The sequence below is a fragment of the Bacillus sp. FSL K6-1218 genome, from assembly GCF_038006445.1.
Lineage (GTDB): Bacteria > Bacillota > Bacilli > Bacillales > Bacillaceae_G > Bacillus_A > Bacillus_A thuringiensis_S.
Genome location: NZ_JBBOVE010000001.1, coordinates 3,426,509 through 3,444,035 on the forward strand (window position 1 = coordinate 3,426,509; position 17,527 = coordinate 3,444,035).

The window sequence follows — 17,527 nt, forward strand, 5'->3', positions numbered from 1 at the left end:
CTACTGGATTATTTTTAAAATTGTAGTATACTTATTAATTATTTTGATTTTTCCAACAAAAACATCGAAGGTGACACAATGTTCTATATAAAACAACTACTACATTTCACTTACGAGCAAGCATTATCTTGCTTATTCCCAGTCGTTATTTTCTTAACACTAGCCCTTTCAAAAATTGTTTCAATCCCAGGGTTATATCGTTATGATTTCATACTCATCGTATGCCTTCTTATGCAGTGGATTATGTACAAGACTGGACTTGAGACAAAAGACGAATTAAAAGTAATTACTGTCTTTCACCTCATCGGACTCTTTCTAGAAATATATAAAGTTCATTTCGGTTCATGGAGTTATCCTGAAGAGGCATATTCAAAGATTTTTGGGGTCCCGCTTTACAGCGGTTTTATGTATGCTAGTGTCGCAAGTTACATTTGCCAAGCGTGGAGAAGGTTGCATTTACAAATGCATCATTGGCCGAAAGCTATTTTTGCCGTGCCGTTAGGAGCTATGATTTACTTCAATTTTTTCACACACCACTTTACATACGACTTTAGATGGCTATTAACTTTACTACTATTCATTGTTTTCTCTCGCACATTTGTACAATTTTCATTACAAGGCGTTACATATAAAATGCCACTCGTTCTCTCCTTTTTCCTTATCGGTTTCTTCATTTGGATTGCAGAGAATATCGCAACATTTTTCGGAGCATGGCAATATCCAAATCAACGGGAAGCATGGAATCTCGTTCACTTAAGCAAAATTAGTTCATGGTTTTTACTCGTTGTTATTAGCATTATGATTGTTACGCAACTCAAACATTTAAAGGAATCAAAAAGATAATGCTGATTATGTAAAAACAGTTAGCCCATCACTCATTAGAGAGTGATGGGCTTTTTTTAAAAATATTTTTTAAACCGTCCTAATCAAAGGAGTTATAATTTACAAGAGCATAAGCAGTTGCACATTATGAACCACTACTAGCAGAAGATGTTGCTGCAGATGAAGCGGCAATGGTTGCCATCATGGCTGCCTGTTGTGCTTGTATGAGGACTTCTATCATTGTTTGTAAACCTGTGTTGGTAGCTTTACTTTCCTCACCTTTCTGACTTACGAACAGTTGAATAGCAATAAGAATATTTGTATCTGTATGCCAACGGAATAATTTATCCCCCTGCAATTTTTCGATAAATGCTCGAATAGAATGAATCTCTTTTTCTCCGTCCTCGAGTAACGCTAGTAGCCCGATAGCTGGGTAATGCATCTGTTTTACTTTTACCTTTTCTTGCTTTAACAAATTCCATATATTTGTGCATTTTGCAACTAATAGATCTTCCCTGACATCCTTCTTTAGTGAGAGAATATGACTTAAAAATTGAAGATCATTCCCTTTACGCAAGCCAGCTGTCGCTAGTTTCTGATAAAGGCGTTCCACTCGGTCCATAAGTGTTTCTACATCCTCTGATTGTCCTGCTAATAAAACCGCGAGCGGATAATCATTTGTACTTGTAAGAAAGAGGTGATCCTTTTTCATGCGTTTATATACTTGCATCGAACGCTGAATGTGCGCGCCATGCTGTTCATCTTCTTCTGTTAAAAGCACAGCTGCTGCGAGATAAGTAAATATACTTCGGCTAAAGCCACCAGTGACCAATTTTTCATATAAATCTAAAAACTTCCTAAAAGCTTTCTTGTAATCTGTAAAGTGAATATCTAATGTTGCGGCCACTACAAAACGATGATAAGACTTTAAGTATGAAAACATCCCTACCTGATTCTTAATATAACTACTAATTTCTAAAAAACGTCCGAGATCAAACAATTTATCACTACCTGCATACATAGCAGCAATCATCATTCCTGTTCGAGAATCACTCGTTTTCCATTTTAGTTCTCCCTTTAACTGTCCATATGTATGTGTATATTGTTCCAACTTCTGTTCTAATGTAATCATAGTATTCACCCCTATTTCTAGTTCTTCTCTATTATTATACGTATATTCCATATTTAGGAATACTATAATTAATAATTACACCATAAAAATTATAAAATTCTCTTATCTCTATATATTGTTTTTTATCTTTCTTCATCAGCATCACGATGATAATCCCTAATCCTTCAAGAAGTTATACAAAAAAGGTAGATAATAATTTATCTACCTTTTTTGTATATATTATTTAACATTACATCTGTATTGCTTGTTATATGCAATTAAGACTAAAGAGCTTTAATAATGCGTTCCATCGCTTTCATTTGACCAATATGATCTGCTTCATGATAAAGCATCATACCGTATAGCTCTCCTACTGTTTCCAATCCTAGGAATGGCTCTGGCAGTTTATTTTCAAATGCTTCTGCTGGAATTTCGTTAATACGTTTTGCTTGTTCTTTTAATTGAGCCGTTAACATTTCTAACGATGGTCCTTCTGTTTTCCATTTAGATGGTCGTGATCCATACCCAAACATACCTGGATATTCAGTTGGTAATTGTTTAAATTCTTTTCCAAACATGAAAACTTCTGCTGCTGTTAACACGTGACCGATATGCCAACGAATTGTATTGTTAAAACCCTCTGGCTGCGTATCCGCAGTTTTATCATCTAACGTTTCCATAAATTTAAGTAACGCCCCGCGCGTTATTTCAAATTGTTTTAAACCCACTAGTCTATTCATTTTATCGTTCCCCTTCTTGATGTACAATTTATTATGAACTAATAATGTTCAACTTATTAAAGTTTCACCTTGTTTAATCTATCAGAAACAAATAAGAAATACATCTAATATGCTTATTAAGAATAATAAAAAGGTTCACTCCTCGTAAATATAGAATTACTTACTATGTAAATAAAAGAGGAGTGTACTTGCATGTTACATATTTTAAAACAGCAATATAATCTTATTAGCTCTACAAGAGAAACTCTATTCACATTTTTAGAAGAAATCCCATTAGAAAAATTACATAGCACTGTTCCGAATTTCGGGAGCGGTAGCATTATAAAGACACATATTCATGTAGCCGATTGCTATCGATACTGGCTTGGGTCATTCGCATTCAAGCAAAAAAGAGCAGATTTTTCATTTGCTAGCGATTACGAAATTGAGCATGCAGATGTCGCGAAAGTCCGTGCTAGATTTAAATTAGTAGATGAGACTGTACAACGTTTTTTAGATGAATACAATGATCGTTGGCTTGAAAACATAGCAAATGAAGTGAAATGGCAAAAAGAACCTTGGAGCACAACACCGCTATGGCTTTTAACTCATACGGAGACTCATGAGTTTCATCATAAAGGACAAATTGTATCAATAGCTCGTCATCTTGGATATACTCCTCCTGATACAGACCTTAGTTAATTCAATGGTCCATAATTACTAAAAAAATTAGAATGAATACAAATCGAGCATGTTTTGAAATCCAATCAAAACATGCTCTTAAAATATTCTATCTTACAATCTCCATATCCTCATCAATACCAAATAGTCTCCGCATAATTATATGCATCACTATTCGGAATGGCATGTTTCCCCTGCGCTTGTGCCTTTCTTGGATCTAAATCATATACCATTGGCGTAAAACATGATGTTTGCCCTTTATTCACAACACCATTTCCTCCAGCACTTCCGCAAGTGTATGCCTTTCCATCTGTTTTTCTTACAATTCTTGCATCAGCTTCGTTATTATATACTGCTGCACGAGTTACTGTAACTTTTGCCCATGCTGTCTTACACGTTGTGCTAAATTTTAATTCCACATAAGAATTGGAATCAATCCACTTCTTTTCTTTCGTTACTGCTGATTGATCACAGCTATTGTAATACGGACTTTTCCCATCATACGAATGATCTTCTGCATACGCTTTATCATTACCAGTCGTACTAAACATACTAGTTAAAACGAGCAACGACAGACAAAAACATGCACTTAGCTTTTTCAAAAGTTTCAAAGTATTCCACTCCTTCTTAATAGCGTCCTGTTTTTCCATAACCGTTATTAAACGTAACCGCTTCAGCATCAGCTGTATATCCGAAATCAGCAGTTAAATCAAATACCATTCCTGTATACGTACTCGTTTGCCCTGTTTTAATTGCTCCATTACCACTATTAGAGTCTACTGATTTTTGAAATACACCGTTTTTATATTTATTAATAACAGCGTAAGCATATATCCCTCCAGAAACGGAAGGTGCTGGTTGATCTAAAACAAGCTTAGACCATGCTGCGTGACATTTATTACTGTAACGTAAATACACTGTCCCTACTTTTTTACTACCCTCATACACCGCTGTAGATTTGGCATTAAATCCATCTGCATCACACGTCGTACTTCCCCCGTATACTTTTGTTGTAGCCGGATTTTTCCCGTCATAATAACTACTTAAATCAGTAGCCGCAAATGTACTTCCTTGGAAACTAAATAATACCCCTACACTGGCCACGCTTAATACACATACTTTCATTAACTTTTTAAACATTTTCAATCTCCTCCCTCAAAATAAGTACGTTTAATAAAGACAATCCCCCCTATGTACGCCCCTCCTTTCATACTTCCTAGAGGCATCTTACAGAAATGAATAAACGTTGTAAATTTCCTTATGATTATTGGAATATACGAAGAATTTTACTTATCCTTGTAAGAAAAAAAGTTGAGAAATACACATTTTATATCATTCTTTATTTAAAATATAAAAGAACCGATACTTGTTACATGCAAGCATCGGTTCTTTATACAAAAGTGCCATTTTTTCTTTTATATAAATAAATATTTCTCCACTTAATCTGTTATAAAAAACTCCCTCGTCACATCAATAAATTGCTGTAACGGTGCTGTCATCCACTTATCTTTATGCCAAGCAATTTGCGTAAAAATTGGATTGATAGTATTTTCTAGATGTAACTCTTTTATCGTTCCCTCTCGTATATCTTTTTCTACTACTATTGCTGGCAACACGGCTATACCTAAATCTGCAATAACACATTGTTTAATTGCCTCTACACTAACAAACTCAATTTTATTTGCTGGATACACATCTTCTGTACGAAATAGCTCTTCAAATAAAGTTCGGTACGAGCACCCTAGCTCTGTTAGCAACAGCGTCTCACTTTCTAAATCTTTTGTAGAAACAGAAGTTTGCTCGAGTAAATGATGCCCTGGAGCAGCTACTACTTTTAATTCTTCTTTCATAAGGGGCTCCACATGTAAAACATCTTCTGTTTTACATTCGTCCAAAATAAAGGCAAGATCGACTTTTCCCTCCATCAATTGTTCCTTCGCATCTTTATTGGAATGCGCTGGTTTAAATATAAGCTTTATTTGAGGAAATTGTGCTTTAAACCTCTTTAATATAGAAGGAAGTCTATATGTACATTGGCTTTCTTGCGCACCGATTATTAACGTACCTGCTATTTCTTCATCATCTTTCACAGCCATTTTCGCTTCGTTACTGAGTGCAATCATCTTGTCGGCATATAATTGAAACTTTCTGCCCGCTTCAGTTAAGAAAAGGCGTTTTCCTAATCTTTCAAATAACGGCGTACCTAGCTCAGCTTCTAACGTTTTAATTTGTGCTGTTACGCTCGATTGAGCAAAGTTTAATTTCTTCGCAGTTTGCGTAAAATTCAAAATGTCCGCGGCTATTTTAAATGTAATTAATTGTTTTATCTCCATTTATCGTCCCTCTTTTCAATCGATATTTCCGATTGATTTCATCGAAATAATCTTCTTTGTCTATCGATATTTGTATTGTATGATAAAGAGCATCGACAAACAATAAAATGGAGGTATTCCATATGAAAGCACTTTGTTTCGAACAGTTCGGAAATCCGGATGTACTACAATATAAAGAACTCAATAATCCAATCATAAATCCAAATGAAATTCTTGTCCGCACGAAAGCAATCGGTTTAAATTTCGCCGACATTTATAGACGCCGCGGTGAATATCATCTCGCTGGTAACCCTCCTTATATATTAGGTTATGAAGGTGCTGGTATTGTTGAAAAAGTAGGAGCTAACGTTACTACTATCAATCCCGGAGACCGTATTGCATTTGCTGACGTTCCATTCTCAAATGCAGAATTAGTTGCCGTTCCATCTGAAAAAGCAATTACACTTCCAAATTTTATTTCTTTTGAAACAGCCGCTTCTGTCTTATTACAAGGATTAACAGCACATTATTTAACGAAAGATAGCTATGAAATAAAACAAGGTGATATAGCTTTAGTACATGCCGCAGCTGGTGGTGTTGGGCAACTTCTTATTCAAATCATTAAACTACTAGGCGGAAAAGTAATCGGCCTAACGTCATCAAAAGAAAAAGCACAGATAGCCACGTTAGCTGGTGCTGATCACGTATTTTTATATACTGAAGCATGGCCTGCGAAAGTACTTGAAACAACAAACGGTGATGGAGTAAATGTTGTATATGAATCAGTAGGTTCTACATTAGAGGCAAGTTTTAGCGCAACTAAAACTGGTGGTACTGTCGTATTTTACGGAATGGCTGGTGGTAATCCTGCGCCCGTTGATCCGCGTATGCTTATGGATACTTCGAAAACTTTAACTGGCGGAGACCTTTGGAATGTGCTTACTACTTTTGAAGAACGTAAGCAGCGCTCTACTCAATTATTTGATTGGATCGCTACTGGAAAATTAAACATTGCGAATCCTACTACATTCGCCTTACAAGATGGTGCTCTTGCACATAAATTATTAGAGAGCAGAAAAAGCACAGGGAAGATTTTATTAATCCCGTAATTCACAAAATGAAAAGGAAGCTAGATTTCTCTACCTTCCCTTTCTTATTTTTATATTTCCACACTTTCTTTCCCTTTTGCAACGTAACTCATATCTCCAACAGACTCGACTGTGTATGTTCCATCTTGATATACAATCTTCGTCACACTAGCATTTTCTACTCCAAGTTTTGTTTTGCTACTGTCTAACATTTCGATTAAGGTAGTAATCAAGAGCCCATGAACGACAACTAAAACATTACCGCCACCATTTGCAGCAGCTTCTTCACTAATCTTATCAATCTCTGCTTTTATACGAGTAGAAAATAATTCCCAATCTTCCGCCTGTTTCGTAGGGTCTGCTGCTCTAATAAGATTAATCACTTCTTGAATAGAAAACTTCATAAGTTCTTCTGGCGATGCAACGCCCGCAGCTTTTCCAACCACATCCCACATATTTTCAAGTTTTTCACCTTCAAAAATACCAAAATTTAATTCTCGTAATTTTTTTCTTTTCTCAAGTTTTAACTTTGATTGCTCACTATATTTTAATACTAAATTAGCAGTTTCAATCGCTCGGCCGCTATCACTACTATACGCATTCGTAAAATGAACATCTTTTAATCCTGTTCCTAAATTAGAGGCAACTTCAACACCTTTTTCCACTAACGGAGAGTCTGCCCAGCCTTGCGCGCGATGATTCGTATTTAATATTGTTTTTCCGTGTCTTGTAACATATAACGTAACTACATTCTCATTGCTATCTGTTTCTCTATTCTTCATCCTTTTCTCTCCTTTTACATTTCTATATCAATTTTACCATCTTAATTATTCATTGAGCAAAATATACGTAAGTGAATTTGCTTAATAAAAAAAGCTATCTTTCTGTATATCTCTACAAAAAGATAGCATCTTTTATGATTATTCCTTAACCGATACTCCTACTCAGCAAATGCACTCGAATACTGAACAACTCCTTCTACACCTTCAAGAGCATTCTCCCTTAATTCCATCACCATAAACACCTCTTCAGGCACTTCAAATGGTGCTTTTATATTCCACTTACTCGCTTTCTTAAAACCAAATTTCGGATAGTACTCTGGATGTCCTAACACTACAACTGATCCGTATCCAAGTTCTTTCGCTTTTTCTAAAGCAGCCGTGATTAGTTTTCCACCAATTCCTTTCTTCTGATGGCCCCTAGCAACTGAAACTGGCGCAAGTGCCAATGACTCCACAGAAGTTCCACCTTGTTCTATTGTAATTTTCGATAACATAACGTGACCAACTATATCTTCATCTACCGCAACAATTGATAACTCCGGAACAAACGCATCACATTCTCTAATACGTTTTACAAGTTCATGTTCTGTTTCATCACTAAATTCTTCCTTTAAAAATGCTTCTTTTACGACTTCTTCTGTTTTTCTATAATCGTTTTTTTGTTCTTGTCTAATCGTTACCATTTTAACTTATCCTCTATTCTTTCTTATTTCTTTTTGAATTTTACGAAGTGCTTTTTTCGATCCGCGCTCAATATCGTGTTGCATTTTTCTTTCTTTATAATCAACAAATAGTGTATTTAAATCGTATCCTTCTGGATATAACTCCTTCGCTGCTACCTCTAAAGTAATACGTTTTACATTCACTTCAACGAATTCACCGTTGTAATATACAACAACGTTATAAAAATTATCTTTTTCCTTATAGATGATACCAAAATCATCATAATCCAATAAATTCACACGATCGCCGATTTTGTACTCATAATGATATTCTCTTTTTTCTTGTACGAATTTCGGTTTTCTAATTTTACTTTCATTCACTTTTTCTAAAGCGTACTCTTTATTTCCCATGTACTCTTTCGCCCTTTTCAGTACATGTTCTTTTACGCTCATTTTATTCGCAATCCAAAGTGCATTACTTTCTCCTGATTTTCCGATAACTAATTTATAAAGCGGCTCTAACGTTTCACTATTAAATTGCATCGCTGCATTCATAAAGTCATCGTGCATTTCTGAGAATCGTTTAATTTCTCCGTAATGCGTACTCGCAACGGTAATACATCCCGCAAGGTACAACTCTTCTAAAATAGATATTGCAAGTGCTGCACCTTCATTCGGTTCTGTACCGCTCCCTATTTCATCAAATAATAGTAACGTATTATTATTTGACATTCTCATAATTTCAGAAAGGTTTTTCATATGAGACGAAAATGTACTTAATGCATTTTCAATACTTTGATTATCACCAATATCTACGAATACATTTTCGAAAATAGCGATTTCTGTACCTCTATCTCCTGCAATATGAAGGCCTGACATTGTAGCTAATGTTAACAATCCAATCGTTTTTAACACAATTGTCTTTCCGCCCGCATTCGGCCCTGTAATAATTAAACTACGATACTCTTGACCAATTTTAAAATGTAACGGTACAACTTGCCCTGTTAAAAGCGGATGCTTACAATTCACTAAATGAATGTAGCCATGATCGTTTAACTTCGGCTCTATTCCATCAATCGATTTACTAAACTTCGCCTTCGCAAATACCATATCATACTGACTAATTAGCTCCATGTTAATCTTTATACTATAAATGTTTTCTAACACCATTCCTGATAAAGTCGCTAAAATCTGATACTCTTCAACAGCTTCTTCTGCTTTCAAACCTGCTAATTCTGCATTCAATTTCGTAACCGTATGCGGTTCTATAAATACAGTAGAGCCTTTTGCCGAGGCTTCAATAATACTTCCAGCAACTTGGTTTTTATAGGAAGATTTAATTGGAATCGTATAACGGTCATCCTTTTTACTAATAAAGAATTCCTGAATAAATTTCTTATTTGCACTACTATTTAAAAACTTCGTTAAACGTTCTTTTATTTTCCCATCTACAGAATCGATATTATTTCGAATTCGTTTTAGCTCTTTACTTGCAGCTACATCAATACCATTTCCTTTAATTGAAAAGTTAATTTCCTCTTCAATACTTTTAAATTCAGTCATTGAATTTGCATAAGAAGCTAATACTGGTGCAAAAAATTCTTTATCTAACATAAACTTTTTAATCTTTCTACATCCACGTAAAAAGTCTGAAACACTTACTAATTCTTCTGGATCTAAAATCATCCCTTTTTCTAATTTTTGAATTGTACTAGCAATATTAGAAATACCGAAGAAAGGAACATGCCCTTCTGCATCTAATATAGCTCGTGCTTCTGTCGTTTCATTCAAGCGATTTCTCACTACTTTTAGACTCGTACTCGGCTCTAATTTGTTTAATAATTCCTTACCTAATCCACTTACACAATAAGATTTCACTATATCCTTTAATTCATTATATTGTAACTTTTCAAAAGTCATCGTATTCATTTTGTTTCTCCTCACTATGATTGATTTTTATCATAAATGAAGATACCTACCCATTAGATTCCAATGAGTTCTACATTATTCAATTACCATTTTTATACATTAAAAATATATACAAAAAAGCTGCGGGGATACCGCAGCTTTTACATTTATAAGGCATGTGTAATAACATATGAGGAAATAAGCCATAAAAAATAGATGGCAGTCCCTTATTACACGCTTTATAAAGTATTGTAGGTATCTTCATAGGTATCGAAATAAATCCATGACAAAGTTAGGGGTATGGTATACATAAAAATCCCCTGTTCTTATCTGACTTATTTCATTAAATTTTTCCTATTTAGTACCTACCGCACTCACAAAAAGCACCTCTCATTAATTTATATTATAGTCATTGAAATCTAATTTATTGAAATCATCATACTATATGTTACGTGAGAAGTAAAGGTGTCATACTTAAGTAGTACGTAACTATACGCTTCAATATCACTTAAACTAGACCTATATTTGCTGAGGAAAAATTATAGAAGCTGTATCGTCTAGTATATTAAATCTTACAATAAACGATTCCATTCAATTCGCAATTGAAACGCGAGTTGGTGGTGGTTCTGGGGTAAGAGCTACATCCGCCAGAACTGATTTACTATCTTTAAATCAAGGGGATGTTCTTCGAGTACGAATAAGAGAAGCCACGGGTGACATTATATATTCCAATGCCTCTCTTGTTGTAATAAAGGTCGACTAGCTCTTTTATTACAATAAAGATTCAGAAAAAATTAATATGCGCAATATAAAAGGAGAGGAAGACTTATATTTCAGTCTACCTCTTCTTTTTCATCACCAAATTACTGCTGAACATATATAGAAACTGATCCTCCACTTACTTGGAACTGCCCCCACCCATCCTTATTAATTGTTACAGTATTTGTTTGATTACCCGTAATATCGTGCCATACTTCCCCTGCGTTATTCTTTCCAACATCCATCCACTTTGTCCCTCCTGGTCCATCAGAGATTAACGTCGCTAAACCAGAATTAGCATGTACACTATCACCTTCTCTTGTCCAGCCAATCACATCTGGATGATCAAAATAATCACGCTGCGTACCATATGCAAAGTTTTTTCGTGCCGTCAAAATCGGATCAATTTTGTCCTTTAACGCTGGAATTTCATAGTTACTATTTCCTTTTGTACCATAGTAATCACCATAGAAAACAGAAGGATACCCCTCTGCACGCGTTAAAATAAATGCATATGCCAGCGGCTTGAACCAAGGGCTCACTACAGATTCCAATGACTGACCAGGCTGTGAATCATGATTTTCAACTAGAGTAACCGCAAGTGTAGGATGATTCGCAACTACCGTTCCTTTTAAAATATTTCTCATATCATAATTTCCATTTCCTGTTGAAGCATAATGAAAATTATAATGAAGTGGTGCATCGAACACAGATTGATTATAATTAACCTTCGCTAAATAATTATTTAAAGTCTGGATATCATTTTGCCAATATTCAGCTACTGTAAACATTTCTTTCCCTGTTTGCTGTCTAACGTGATTTACCCAATCGCGCAAATATTCATGATCAATATGTTTAACAGCATCTAAACGAAAACCATCTAAATTTAATTCATTCGCATACCACGTTCCCCATTTTTTCATTTCATTCGCAACATCTGGATGATCAAAATCAAGATCCGCATACATCAAATAATCATAATTCCCATTCTCGCTAGACACTTCCCAGTCCCATGCTTTACCTATGCCCCTAAATTTATAAATTCGGTTTAATTTCCTTCCTTCATCCCAATCCGTTCCGTCAAAATGATACCATTTCCATTTGAAATTAGAATAAGAATCTCCACGCCTTGGAAAGTTAAATCCCGTCCACGCACTAATTTCATAATCACCTGATACTTCAATATTCCGATTGCTCGGGTCTACCTCAACTGCTGTGACAGTTTCTGTATAATCAGCCCCACCTTTATGATTCATAACTACATCACCGTATACATCGATGTTTTTCTTATGTAAAGCGTCAATTGCAGATTTCAATTGTGCTTTCGTCCCATATTTCGTCCGCACTGTTCCCTTTTGATTGAATTCCCCCAGATCATATAAATCATATGCTCCATATCCTACGTCATTTTGCGTAGTTCCTTTATATGCAGGTGGTATCCAAACAGATGTAATTCCTTTTTCCGCTAAATTTTCAGCATCAGTACGCAAACGATTCCAATGATTCCCATCATTCGGAGCATACCACTCAAAATACTGCATTAACGTTCCATTGTTAACTGTGTCTGCATATGCTTTACTCCCCTCATATATACTAGGTAAAAACATAACAACTGACAATCCGACTATTGTTATTCTTTTAAACATCTGTACACCATCCCCTTCCAAGAAAGCGTTTGCATAGTTTATCAGAATTATTATAATATTCGTCCCACCGTTAGTAAAGTAGCAATCTCTCACTCTCTCATATTATTTTTAATCTAATTTCAAATATTCAACGTAGTTTTAATTTCACATCCTATTCAAGATTGTTTACAATTTACCTATAAAAGCTTAACGGAGGGATTTCGATGACAGACTTTCAAAAACAATTTTTCGCACGATTACATATAGAAGAAAAAGACACAGTTTCATTTGAAGATTTATCTAACATTATGTACGCAATGGCACAAACTGTTCCTTTTGAAAACTTAAATATTCTCGAAAAGAATTTTAAAGAAATATCAAAAGAAAATTTGAAAGAGAAAATTTTAGTAAATAACCGTGGCGGTCTTTGTTATGAACTCAACCCTACTATGTATTACTTCCTGAAAGATTCTGGATTCGATGTTCATCTCGTTTCAGGAACAGTTTATAACGCTGCAAACTCCATGTGGGCTGTTGATTCTGGCCATATCGCAACCGTTTTAACACATCATAATGAACTTTATTTAATTGAAGTAGGATTCGGATCATACTTACCTCTTGCCCCTGTCCCTTTCTCAGGTGAAGTCATTCACTCTATTACAGGAGATTATCGTATTCGTAAAGAAATGACCGAAAAGGGAAACTACATTTTAGAGATGCGGAAAAACAATGAGTTCTTGGATCAATCTTCTGCTGATGATTGGACGTTAGGCTATGCATTTTATATAGAAGAAGTGGATGAAGAAAAAGCAAATACAGCACAAAAAATTATCATTGAACATGAAGGATCACCCTTTAATAAAGTACCTCTTATTGTAAAACTAACTGAAGATGGGCATGCCTCTTTAACGAAAGATAGCCTTACAGTAGCAAAAAATGGTAAAAAAGCGAAAGAAACCGTTACAGACATGCAATATACAAACCTTTTACATTCAAAATTCGGAATTACACTATAAGTAAGTAAGTAAGCCTTGTTATTTTAGCAGGGCTTTTCAATTTTCAGCAGGGATTTTTTGCAATTTGTTGTATTTCATAGTTATATAGAAATATAACTACATGTTTAGAAAGGAAATGATTATGACAGAACTTAAAGATCGATTACAAGTAGCTGATATAGAAAAATGGGATTTAACAGACATTTACCATACAATTGAAGATTGGGAAAGTGATTTTCATAAAATTGAAGTATTAACGAAGGAATTACACGAGTTTAATGGAAATATTCACGATGGCAATAGTTTATTAGCTTATTTAACGAAGAGTGAAGAAGTTTCTAGCATACTATCTTTAATGTTCGCTTATGCACGATTACAATCTGACCTTGATACACGCGATACTGACGCGCAATCTCTTGTCGATAAAGTATCACAATTACACGTGAAAGTAAGTGCAGCGAAATCTTTCTTTTCCCCCTTCTTACTTAGCATAGACGAAAACACATTACATTCTTACATAGAAGAAACAGAAGGCTTACAATATTATAAAGAAGACTTATTTGAATTATACCGTTATAAAAAACACGTATTAAATAAGGACCAAGAAGAAATTTTATCACAAATGGGTGAAGCTCTTTCTTCTCCACAGCACACATTTGGTATGTTAAATAATGCAGATATATTATTTGGTGAAGTGACGACTGACGATGGAGAAAAAGTGAACTTAACACGCGGAATGTATGCAAAGTTAATAGAAGATACGAATCGTGAAAAGCGTAAAGAAGCTTATAAAGCATATTACAAACCATATGTTCAGTTAAAGAATTCCATCGCATCTACTTTATCCGCTGCTATTAAAAATAATGTTACTGTTTCGAAATTAAGAAACTATCCATCAGCGCTAGAGAAATCATTATTTGGCGATATGGTTCCGAAAGAAGTATATGAAAACCTAATTGATACAACGAAAAAAAACATTCAAACATTACATACATACAATGAAATTCGAAAAGAAAAATTAAACGTAGATGAACTAAGACAATACGACTTAGGCGTCGATTTAGTAGAAGGTGTAAAACAAGACATCCCATATAGTGAAGCATTTGACATTATGATTGCATCACTAGCTCCTTTAGGAGAAGAATATATTGAGACATTAAAAAGTTTTAAAGATAAAAGATATATAGACGTAAGAGAAACACCAGGGAAACGTTCTGGTGCTTATAACTTCGGTGTATACGGCGTTCATCCTTTCATTCTTTTAAATCATCACGATGATTTAAACAGCCTGTTCACTCTTACTCATGAATGCGGTCACGGTATGCATACGCACTATTCACATGGATACCAACCAAGAATTTCTGCACATTATTCTATCTTTGTCGCAGAAGTCGCTTCTACAGTAAATGAAGTGTTATTAATTCACTATTTATTAAAAGAAGCAAAAGATACGAACGTGCGTAACCATTTAGTTAACCATTTTATTGAGAAATTTAAAGGTACTTTCTTTACACAAATTATGTTTGCAGAATTTGAAAAAATCACACATGAAATGGCTGAACAAGGTAAACCATTACATGCACAAGTCTTCAGTGAAATTTATGAAAAGCTATTTAAAGAATATAACGGTGATTCACTTGTATTTGATGAAGAAGTAAAATACGGATGGGCTAGAATCCCTCATTTCTATCGCCCGTTTTACGTATACAAATATGCAACTGGATTCGCATCTGCCATTCAAATCGCTGATAAACTATTAAGCGGTGATCCGAATGCCCAGAAAAATTATATTGAATTCCTGAAAGGCGGAAGTTCAGACTACCCATTAAACTTATTGAAAAAAGCTGGCGTCGATTTAACAACGCCAGAACCGATTGAAAGTGCATTGAAACAATTCACTCAACTTGTTGAGGAGTTTTCAACATTATAAAAAGCATGCAGAGTATATGCTCTGCATGCTTTTTATTTGAATTACTCTATTCTATATGCTGCTGCGTCACACAATGAATCATACCACCGTATGCATACAATTCGTTAACATATATACCAACAATTCTTCTCCCTGGAAATTGACCTTCAATGATTTGAAGCCCTAATTTATCATGTTCATCACCGTATATAGGTACCAATACAACTTCATTACCAATGTAAAAATTTAAGTACGATCCTTTACAATCTGCTTCTTTTACCACTTTTCTTGTTACTGGTACTGGAATGAGCTGAAATGGCTTTCCATCTATATTTTTCGCTTGCCGTAATTCTTGATAATGCTTTTCGTACGCCTCCAAAAGGTATGGCTCTCCTTCATCGAAAGGATCATATTCATACAGTATCGTATTTTCATTTACAAACCGTGCCGCGCCATCAATATGATAATCCGTATCTTCATCATAATTATCTTCTCCGCGTATACCAGTTATCCATATAAAATTTGTTACTCCTAAATATTTCGTTAACTCCATTTCAATTTCTTTCTGACTTAGTGTGGGATTTCGATTTTCATTTATAATAGACGTTTTCGCCGCCATTAAGGTCCCGTTTCCGTTTATCTCAATTCCCCCACCCTCTAGACAGACACTAGATTCAACTTTTGGAATACGATACATTTCACTTATTTTATTCGGAATATTAGCGTCTTTTTCGTACGGATATTTATTTCCCCAACCATTAAATATCCAGTGCGTTAGGCAGCGATTCCCTTCCTTATCCGTTACAAAGATTGGTCCGTTATCTCGTATCCAAATATCATCAGTTTCTTGAATTAAGAAATCAATTTTATCCATATTTACATTAGCTTCAATTAACTTCGATTGGACATGTATTTTCTCTTCTTCATCACATACAACAATATGGACATTTTCTCCATAGTGAAGCTCCTTTGCCATCGATATCCAAATATCATCTAACTTAGCTCTGTAGCCTTCACCCCTATGTGCTTTATCATGTGGCCATTGGAGCCATGTACCTTCATGTTTCTCCCATTCCGCAGGCATATAAAACAAACTATTCTCTATATTTCTCATACGTGTTCACCCCTTATATGAATGTACGTACAGTCTATACTTTGACATCGTGTTAAGGTCAACAGGAATATCTTCATTTACTTGTAGCAACTTTATAAGGTGATTCTTTACTTCTCCTTTTTATTATGATAAATTGCTTTCATACATAGAATAAGGATTGACATAATGTTAATGTCAATCCTTATTCTCATTCTATTTTCGTAACTAGAAAACAAATTTGTGTCACATACTCTTCTGCTAAACAATCACATTCAGGTCCCTTTATATAAACCTCATATGGCGAATTAATTATTACATACCCATTTCTTTCAATCCATTCTTCTAACGCTATATAAGCGTAACCTATATAGTCGTAACTTCCATAATGCATAGTAGTAACGATATGATGTGGACTTAGTTGTTTCATTTCATACTCTTGTGCTACGTCTTCATCATTCCCCTGCATAACCGGAATTCTTAACTCAATATCACTGTTACTTGGAATATATTCTTCATCATAAAAGACTGCAGATGGAGAACCAACTATTTGAAAGTTATTTTTTTGTACCTCTTCATATAAGTCATAAAAATAATCATCCATATCATCTATATCTATTTTTACTCTTTGAGTAATTAACGTTACTTCGTTCCTCATTCCCATTAATATATCGTAACTTCTATGGCGAGCAATATTTAGACTACTATTCACCATTACCATTTCATTCATTTCTGAAATAACCTGTAAATTTTGCTTCACTTCCTGAGACAACTCGATAATTTGTGATTGTATATGTTGAACAAACGAATCTTGATCCGATGACTGCAAAACAATTTTAATTTTTGGAAGAGGAAATTTATACTCCCTTAGCTTTTTTATTTTCAGCGCTACTTCCAGTTGCTCTTGTTCATAATACCTATACCCATTAACCGGATTCACATATGCCGGTTTTAATATCTCCTCTTTGTCATAATGTCTTAACATCCGCGTACTCATTTTACAAATCCGAGAAAACTCAGCGATGGTATACATATCAATACTCCTTGAATATATTTTCTTTTCA

At 34.7% G+C, this 17,527-nt stretch carries 16 protein-coding genes and 1 pseudogene; 6 read left to right on the forward strand and 11 right to left on the reverse strand.

All coding sequences use genetic code 11. The annotated features are described in order from the left end of the window. The first annotated feature begins 78 nt into the window (after positions 1-78). Entirely contained in the window at positions 79-843 is a 765-nt protein-coding gene (locus tag MHI26_RS17485; protein ID WP_000499389.1) for a DUF817 domain-containing protein, read from the forward strand. A gap of 124 nt (positions 844-967) precedes the next feature. Here the strand turns inward: MHI26_RS17485 and MHI26_RS17490 are convergent, their stop codons facing one another. Both MHI26_RS17490 and MHI26_RS17495 read right to left on the reverse strand, forming a co-directional pair. Continuing rightward, positions 968-2,005 carry a DUF4003 domain-containing protein gene (locus MHI26_RS17490; protein WP_003307539.1) on the reverse strand — a complete coding sequence of 346 codons (1,038 nt, stop codon included), beginning with the start codon at positions 2,003-2,005 and terminating at the stop codon, positions 968-970. Positions 2,006-2,217: 212 nt separating this feature from the next. Further along, on the reverse strand, positions 2,218-2,673 hold the full coding sequence (locus MHI26_RS17495; RefSeq protein WP_061666704.1) for a DinB family protein: 456 nt from the start codon (positions 2,671-2,673) through the stop codon (positions 2,218-2,220). Positions 2,674-2,865: 192 nt separating this feature from the next. Between MHI26_RS17495 and MHI26_RS17500 the strand changes: the two genes are divergently transcribed. Then, entirely contained in the window at positions 2,866-3,354 is a 489-nt protein-coding gene (locus MHI26_RS17500) for a DinB family protein (RefSeq protein WP_000902415.1), read from the forward strand. A 113-nt stretch (positions 3,355-3,467) separates the two neighbouring features. Here the strand turns inward: MHI26_RS17500 and MHI26_RS17505 are convergent, their stop codons facing one another. From MHI26_RS17505 to MHI26_RS17515, 3 genes are all read right to left on the reverse strand, one after another. Continuing rightward, entirely contained in the window at positions 3,468-3,944 is a 477-nt protein-coding gene (locus MHI26_RS17505; RefSeq protein WP_000771040.1) for a DUF2690 domain-containing protein, read from the reverse strand. Between the two features lie 16 nt (positions 3,945-3,960). Next, on the reverse strand, positions 3,961-4,473 hold the full coding sequence (locus tag MHI26_RS17510; protein ID WP_000473755.1) for a DUF2690 domain-containing protein: 513 nt from the start codon (positions 4,471-4,473) through the stop codon (positions 3,961-3,963). A gap of 299 nt (positions 4,474-4,772) precedes the next feature. Beyond that, a complete protein-coding gene (locus tag MHI26_RS17515) occupies positions 4,773-5,666 on the reverse strand; it encodes a LysR family transcriptional regulator (RefSeq protein ID WP_000403845.1) in 894 nt (297 codons plus the stop codon). Between the two features lie 122 nt (positions 5,667-5,788). Between MHI26_RS17515 and MHI26_RS17520 the strand changes: the two genes are divergently transcribed. Next, positions 5,789-6,754 carry a quinone oxidoreductase family protein gene (locus tag MHI26_RS17520; RefSeq protein ID WP_000645248.1) on the forward strand — a complete coding sequence of 322 codons (966 nt, stop codon included), beginning with the start codon at positions 5,789-5,791 and terminating at the stop codon, positions 6,752-6,754. Between the two features lie 50 nt (positions 6,755-6,804). Here the strand turns inward: MHI26_RS17520 and MHI26_RS17525 are convergent, their stop codons facing one another. The 3 genes from MHI26_RS17525 to MHI26_RS17535 form a co-directional block, all read right to left on the reverse strand. Next, the gene (locus MHI26_RS17525) at positions 6,805-7,515 is read right to left on the reverse strand and encodes a histidine phosphatase family protein (RefSeq protein ID WP_000797117.1); all 711 of its coding nucleotides are present in this window, start codon (positions 7,513-7,515) and stop codon (positions 6,805-6,807) included. A gap of 158 nt (positions 7,516-7,673) precedes the next feature. Next, on the reverse strand, positions 7,674-8,198 hold the full coding sequence (locus MHI26_RS17530) for a GNAT family N-acetyltransferase (protein WP_000256468.1): 525 nt from the start codon (positions 8,196-8,198) through the stop codon (positions 7,674-7,676). 6 nt (positions 8,199-8,204) lie between these two features. Next, positions 8,205-10,106: an endonuclease MutS2 gene (locus MHI26_RS17535; RefSeq protein ID WP_061666703.1), complete on the reverse strand. Its 1,902-nt coding sequence runs from the start codon at positions 10,104-10,106 to the stop codon at positions 8,205-8,207. A gap of 517 nt (positions 10,107-10,623) precedes the next feature. Here MHI26_RS17535 and betA point away from each other — a divergent pair. Next, positions 10,624-10,848: pseudogene (betA, locus tag MHI26_RS17540) on the forward strand (collagen-like exosporium glycoprotein BetA); the annotation flags it as partial. A gap of 100 nt (positions 10,849-10,948) precedes the next feature. On the opposite strand, the gene amyS reads toward betA, so the two are convergent. Further along, positions 10,949-12,490 carry an alpha-amylase gene (amyS, locus tag MHI26_RS17545; RefSeq protein WP_061666702.1) on the reverse strand — a complete coding sequence of 514 codons (1,542 nt, stop codon included), beginning with the start codon at positions 12,488-12,490 and terminating at the stop codon, positions 10,949-10,951. Positions 12,491-12,693: 203 nt separating this feature from the next. Between amyS and MHI26_RS17550 the strand changes: the two genes are divergently transcribed. Together MHI26_RS17550 and pepF are read left to right on the forward strand one after the other, a co-directional pair. Continuing rightward, positions 12,694-13,485, forward strand: coding sequence for an arylamine N-acetyltransferase family protein (locus MHI26_RS17550; protein ID WP_061666701.1), 792 nt, complete (start codon positions 12,694-12,696; stop codon positions 13,483-13,485). Between the two features lie 121 nt (positions 13,486-13,606). Beyond that, positions 13,607-15,394: an oligoendopeptidase F gene (pepF, locus tag MHI26_RS17555; protein ID WP_061666700.1), complete on the forward strand. Its 1,788-nt coding sequence runs from the start codon at positions 13,607-13,609 to the stop codon at positions 15,392-15,394. Between the two features lie 46 nt (positions 15,395-15,440). On the opposite strand, the gene MHI26_RS17560 is transcribed toward pepF, so the two are convergent. Further along, positions 15,441-16,487 carry an agmatine deiminase family protein gene (locus tag MHI26_RS17560; protein WP_001244183.1) on the reverse strand — a complete coding sequence of 349 codons (1,047 nt, stop codon included), beginning with the start codon at positions 16,485-16,487 and terminating at the stop codon, positions 15,441-15,443. 187 nt (positions 16,488-16,674) lie between these two features. Then, complete coding sequence (locus MHI26_RS17565) at positions 16,675-17,496, reverse strand: MerR family transcriptional regulator (protein WP_000287984.1); 822 nt, start codon at positions 17,494-17,496, stop codon at positions 16,675-16,677. Positions 17,497-17,527 lie beyond the last annotated feature (31 nt).

Coding starts and splice junctions, on each gene's coding strand:
- MHI26_RS17495 (WP_061666704.1), bottom strand. CDS start 2,673: ATGAATAGACTAGTGGGTTTAAAACAATTTGAAATAACGCGCGGGGCG.
- MHI26_RS17525 (WP_000797117.1), bottom strand. CDS start 7,515: ATGAAGAATAGAGAAACAGATAGCAATGAGAATGTAGTTACGTTATAT.
- pepF (WP_061666700.1), top strand. CDS start 13,607: ATGACAGAACTTAAAGATCGATTACAAGTAGCTGATATAGAAAAATGG.
- MHI26_RS17565 (WP_000287984.1), bottom strand. CDS start 17,496: ATGTATACCATCGCTGAGTTTTCTCGGATTTGTAAAATGAGTACGCGG.
- MHI26_RS17515 (WP_000403845.1), bottom strand. CDS start 5,666: ATGGAGATAAAACAATTAATTACATTTAAAATAGCCGCGGACATTTTG.
- MHI26_RS17550 (WP_061666701.1), top strand. CDS start 12,694: ATGACAGACTTTCAAAAACAATTTTTCGCACGATTACATATAGAAGAA.
- MHI26_RS17560 (WP_001244183.1), bottom strand. CDS start 16,487: ATGAGAAATATAGAGAATAGTTTGTTTTATATGCCTGCGGAATGGGAG.
- amyS (WP_061666702.1), bottom strand. CDS start 12,490: ATGTTTAAAAGAATAACAATAGTCGGATTGTCAGTTGTTATGTTTTTA.
- MHI26_RS17530 (WP_000256468.1), bottom strand. CDS start 8,198: ATGGTAACGATTAGACAAGAACAAAAAAACGATTATAGAAAAACAGAA.
- MHI26_RS17520 (WP_000645248.1), top strand. CDS start 5,789: ATGAAAGCACTTTGTTTCGAACAGTTCGGAAATCCGGATGTACTACAA.
- MHI26_RS17485 (WP_000499389.1), top strand. CDS start 79: ATGTTCTATATAAAACAACTACTACATTTCACTTACGAGCAAGCATTA.
- MHI26_RS17490 (WP_003307539.1), bottom strand. CDS start 2,005: ATGGAATATACGTATAATAATAGAGAAGAACTAGAAATAGGGGTGAAT.
- MHI26_RS17510 (WP_000473755.1), bottom strand. CDS start 4,473: ATGTTTAAAAAGTTAATGAAAGTATGTGTATTAAGCGTGGCCAGTGTA.
- MHI26_RS17500 (WP_000902415.1), top strand. CDS start 2,866: ATGTTACATATTTTAAAACAGCAATATAATCTTATTAGCTCTACAAGA.
- MHI26_RS17535 (WP_061666703.1), bottom strand. CDS start 10,106: ATGAATACGATGACTTTTGAAAAGTTACAATATAATGAATTAAAGGAT.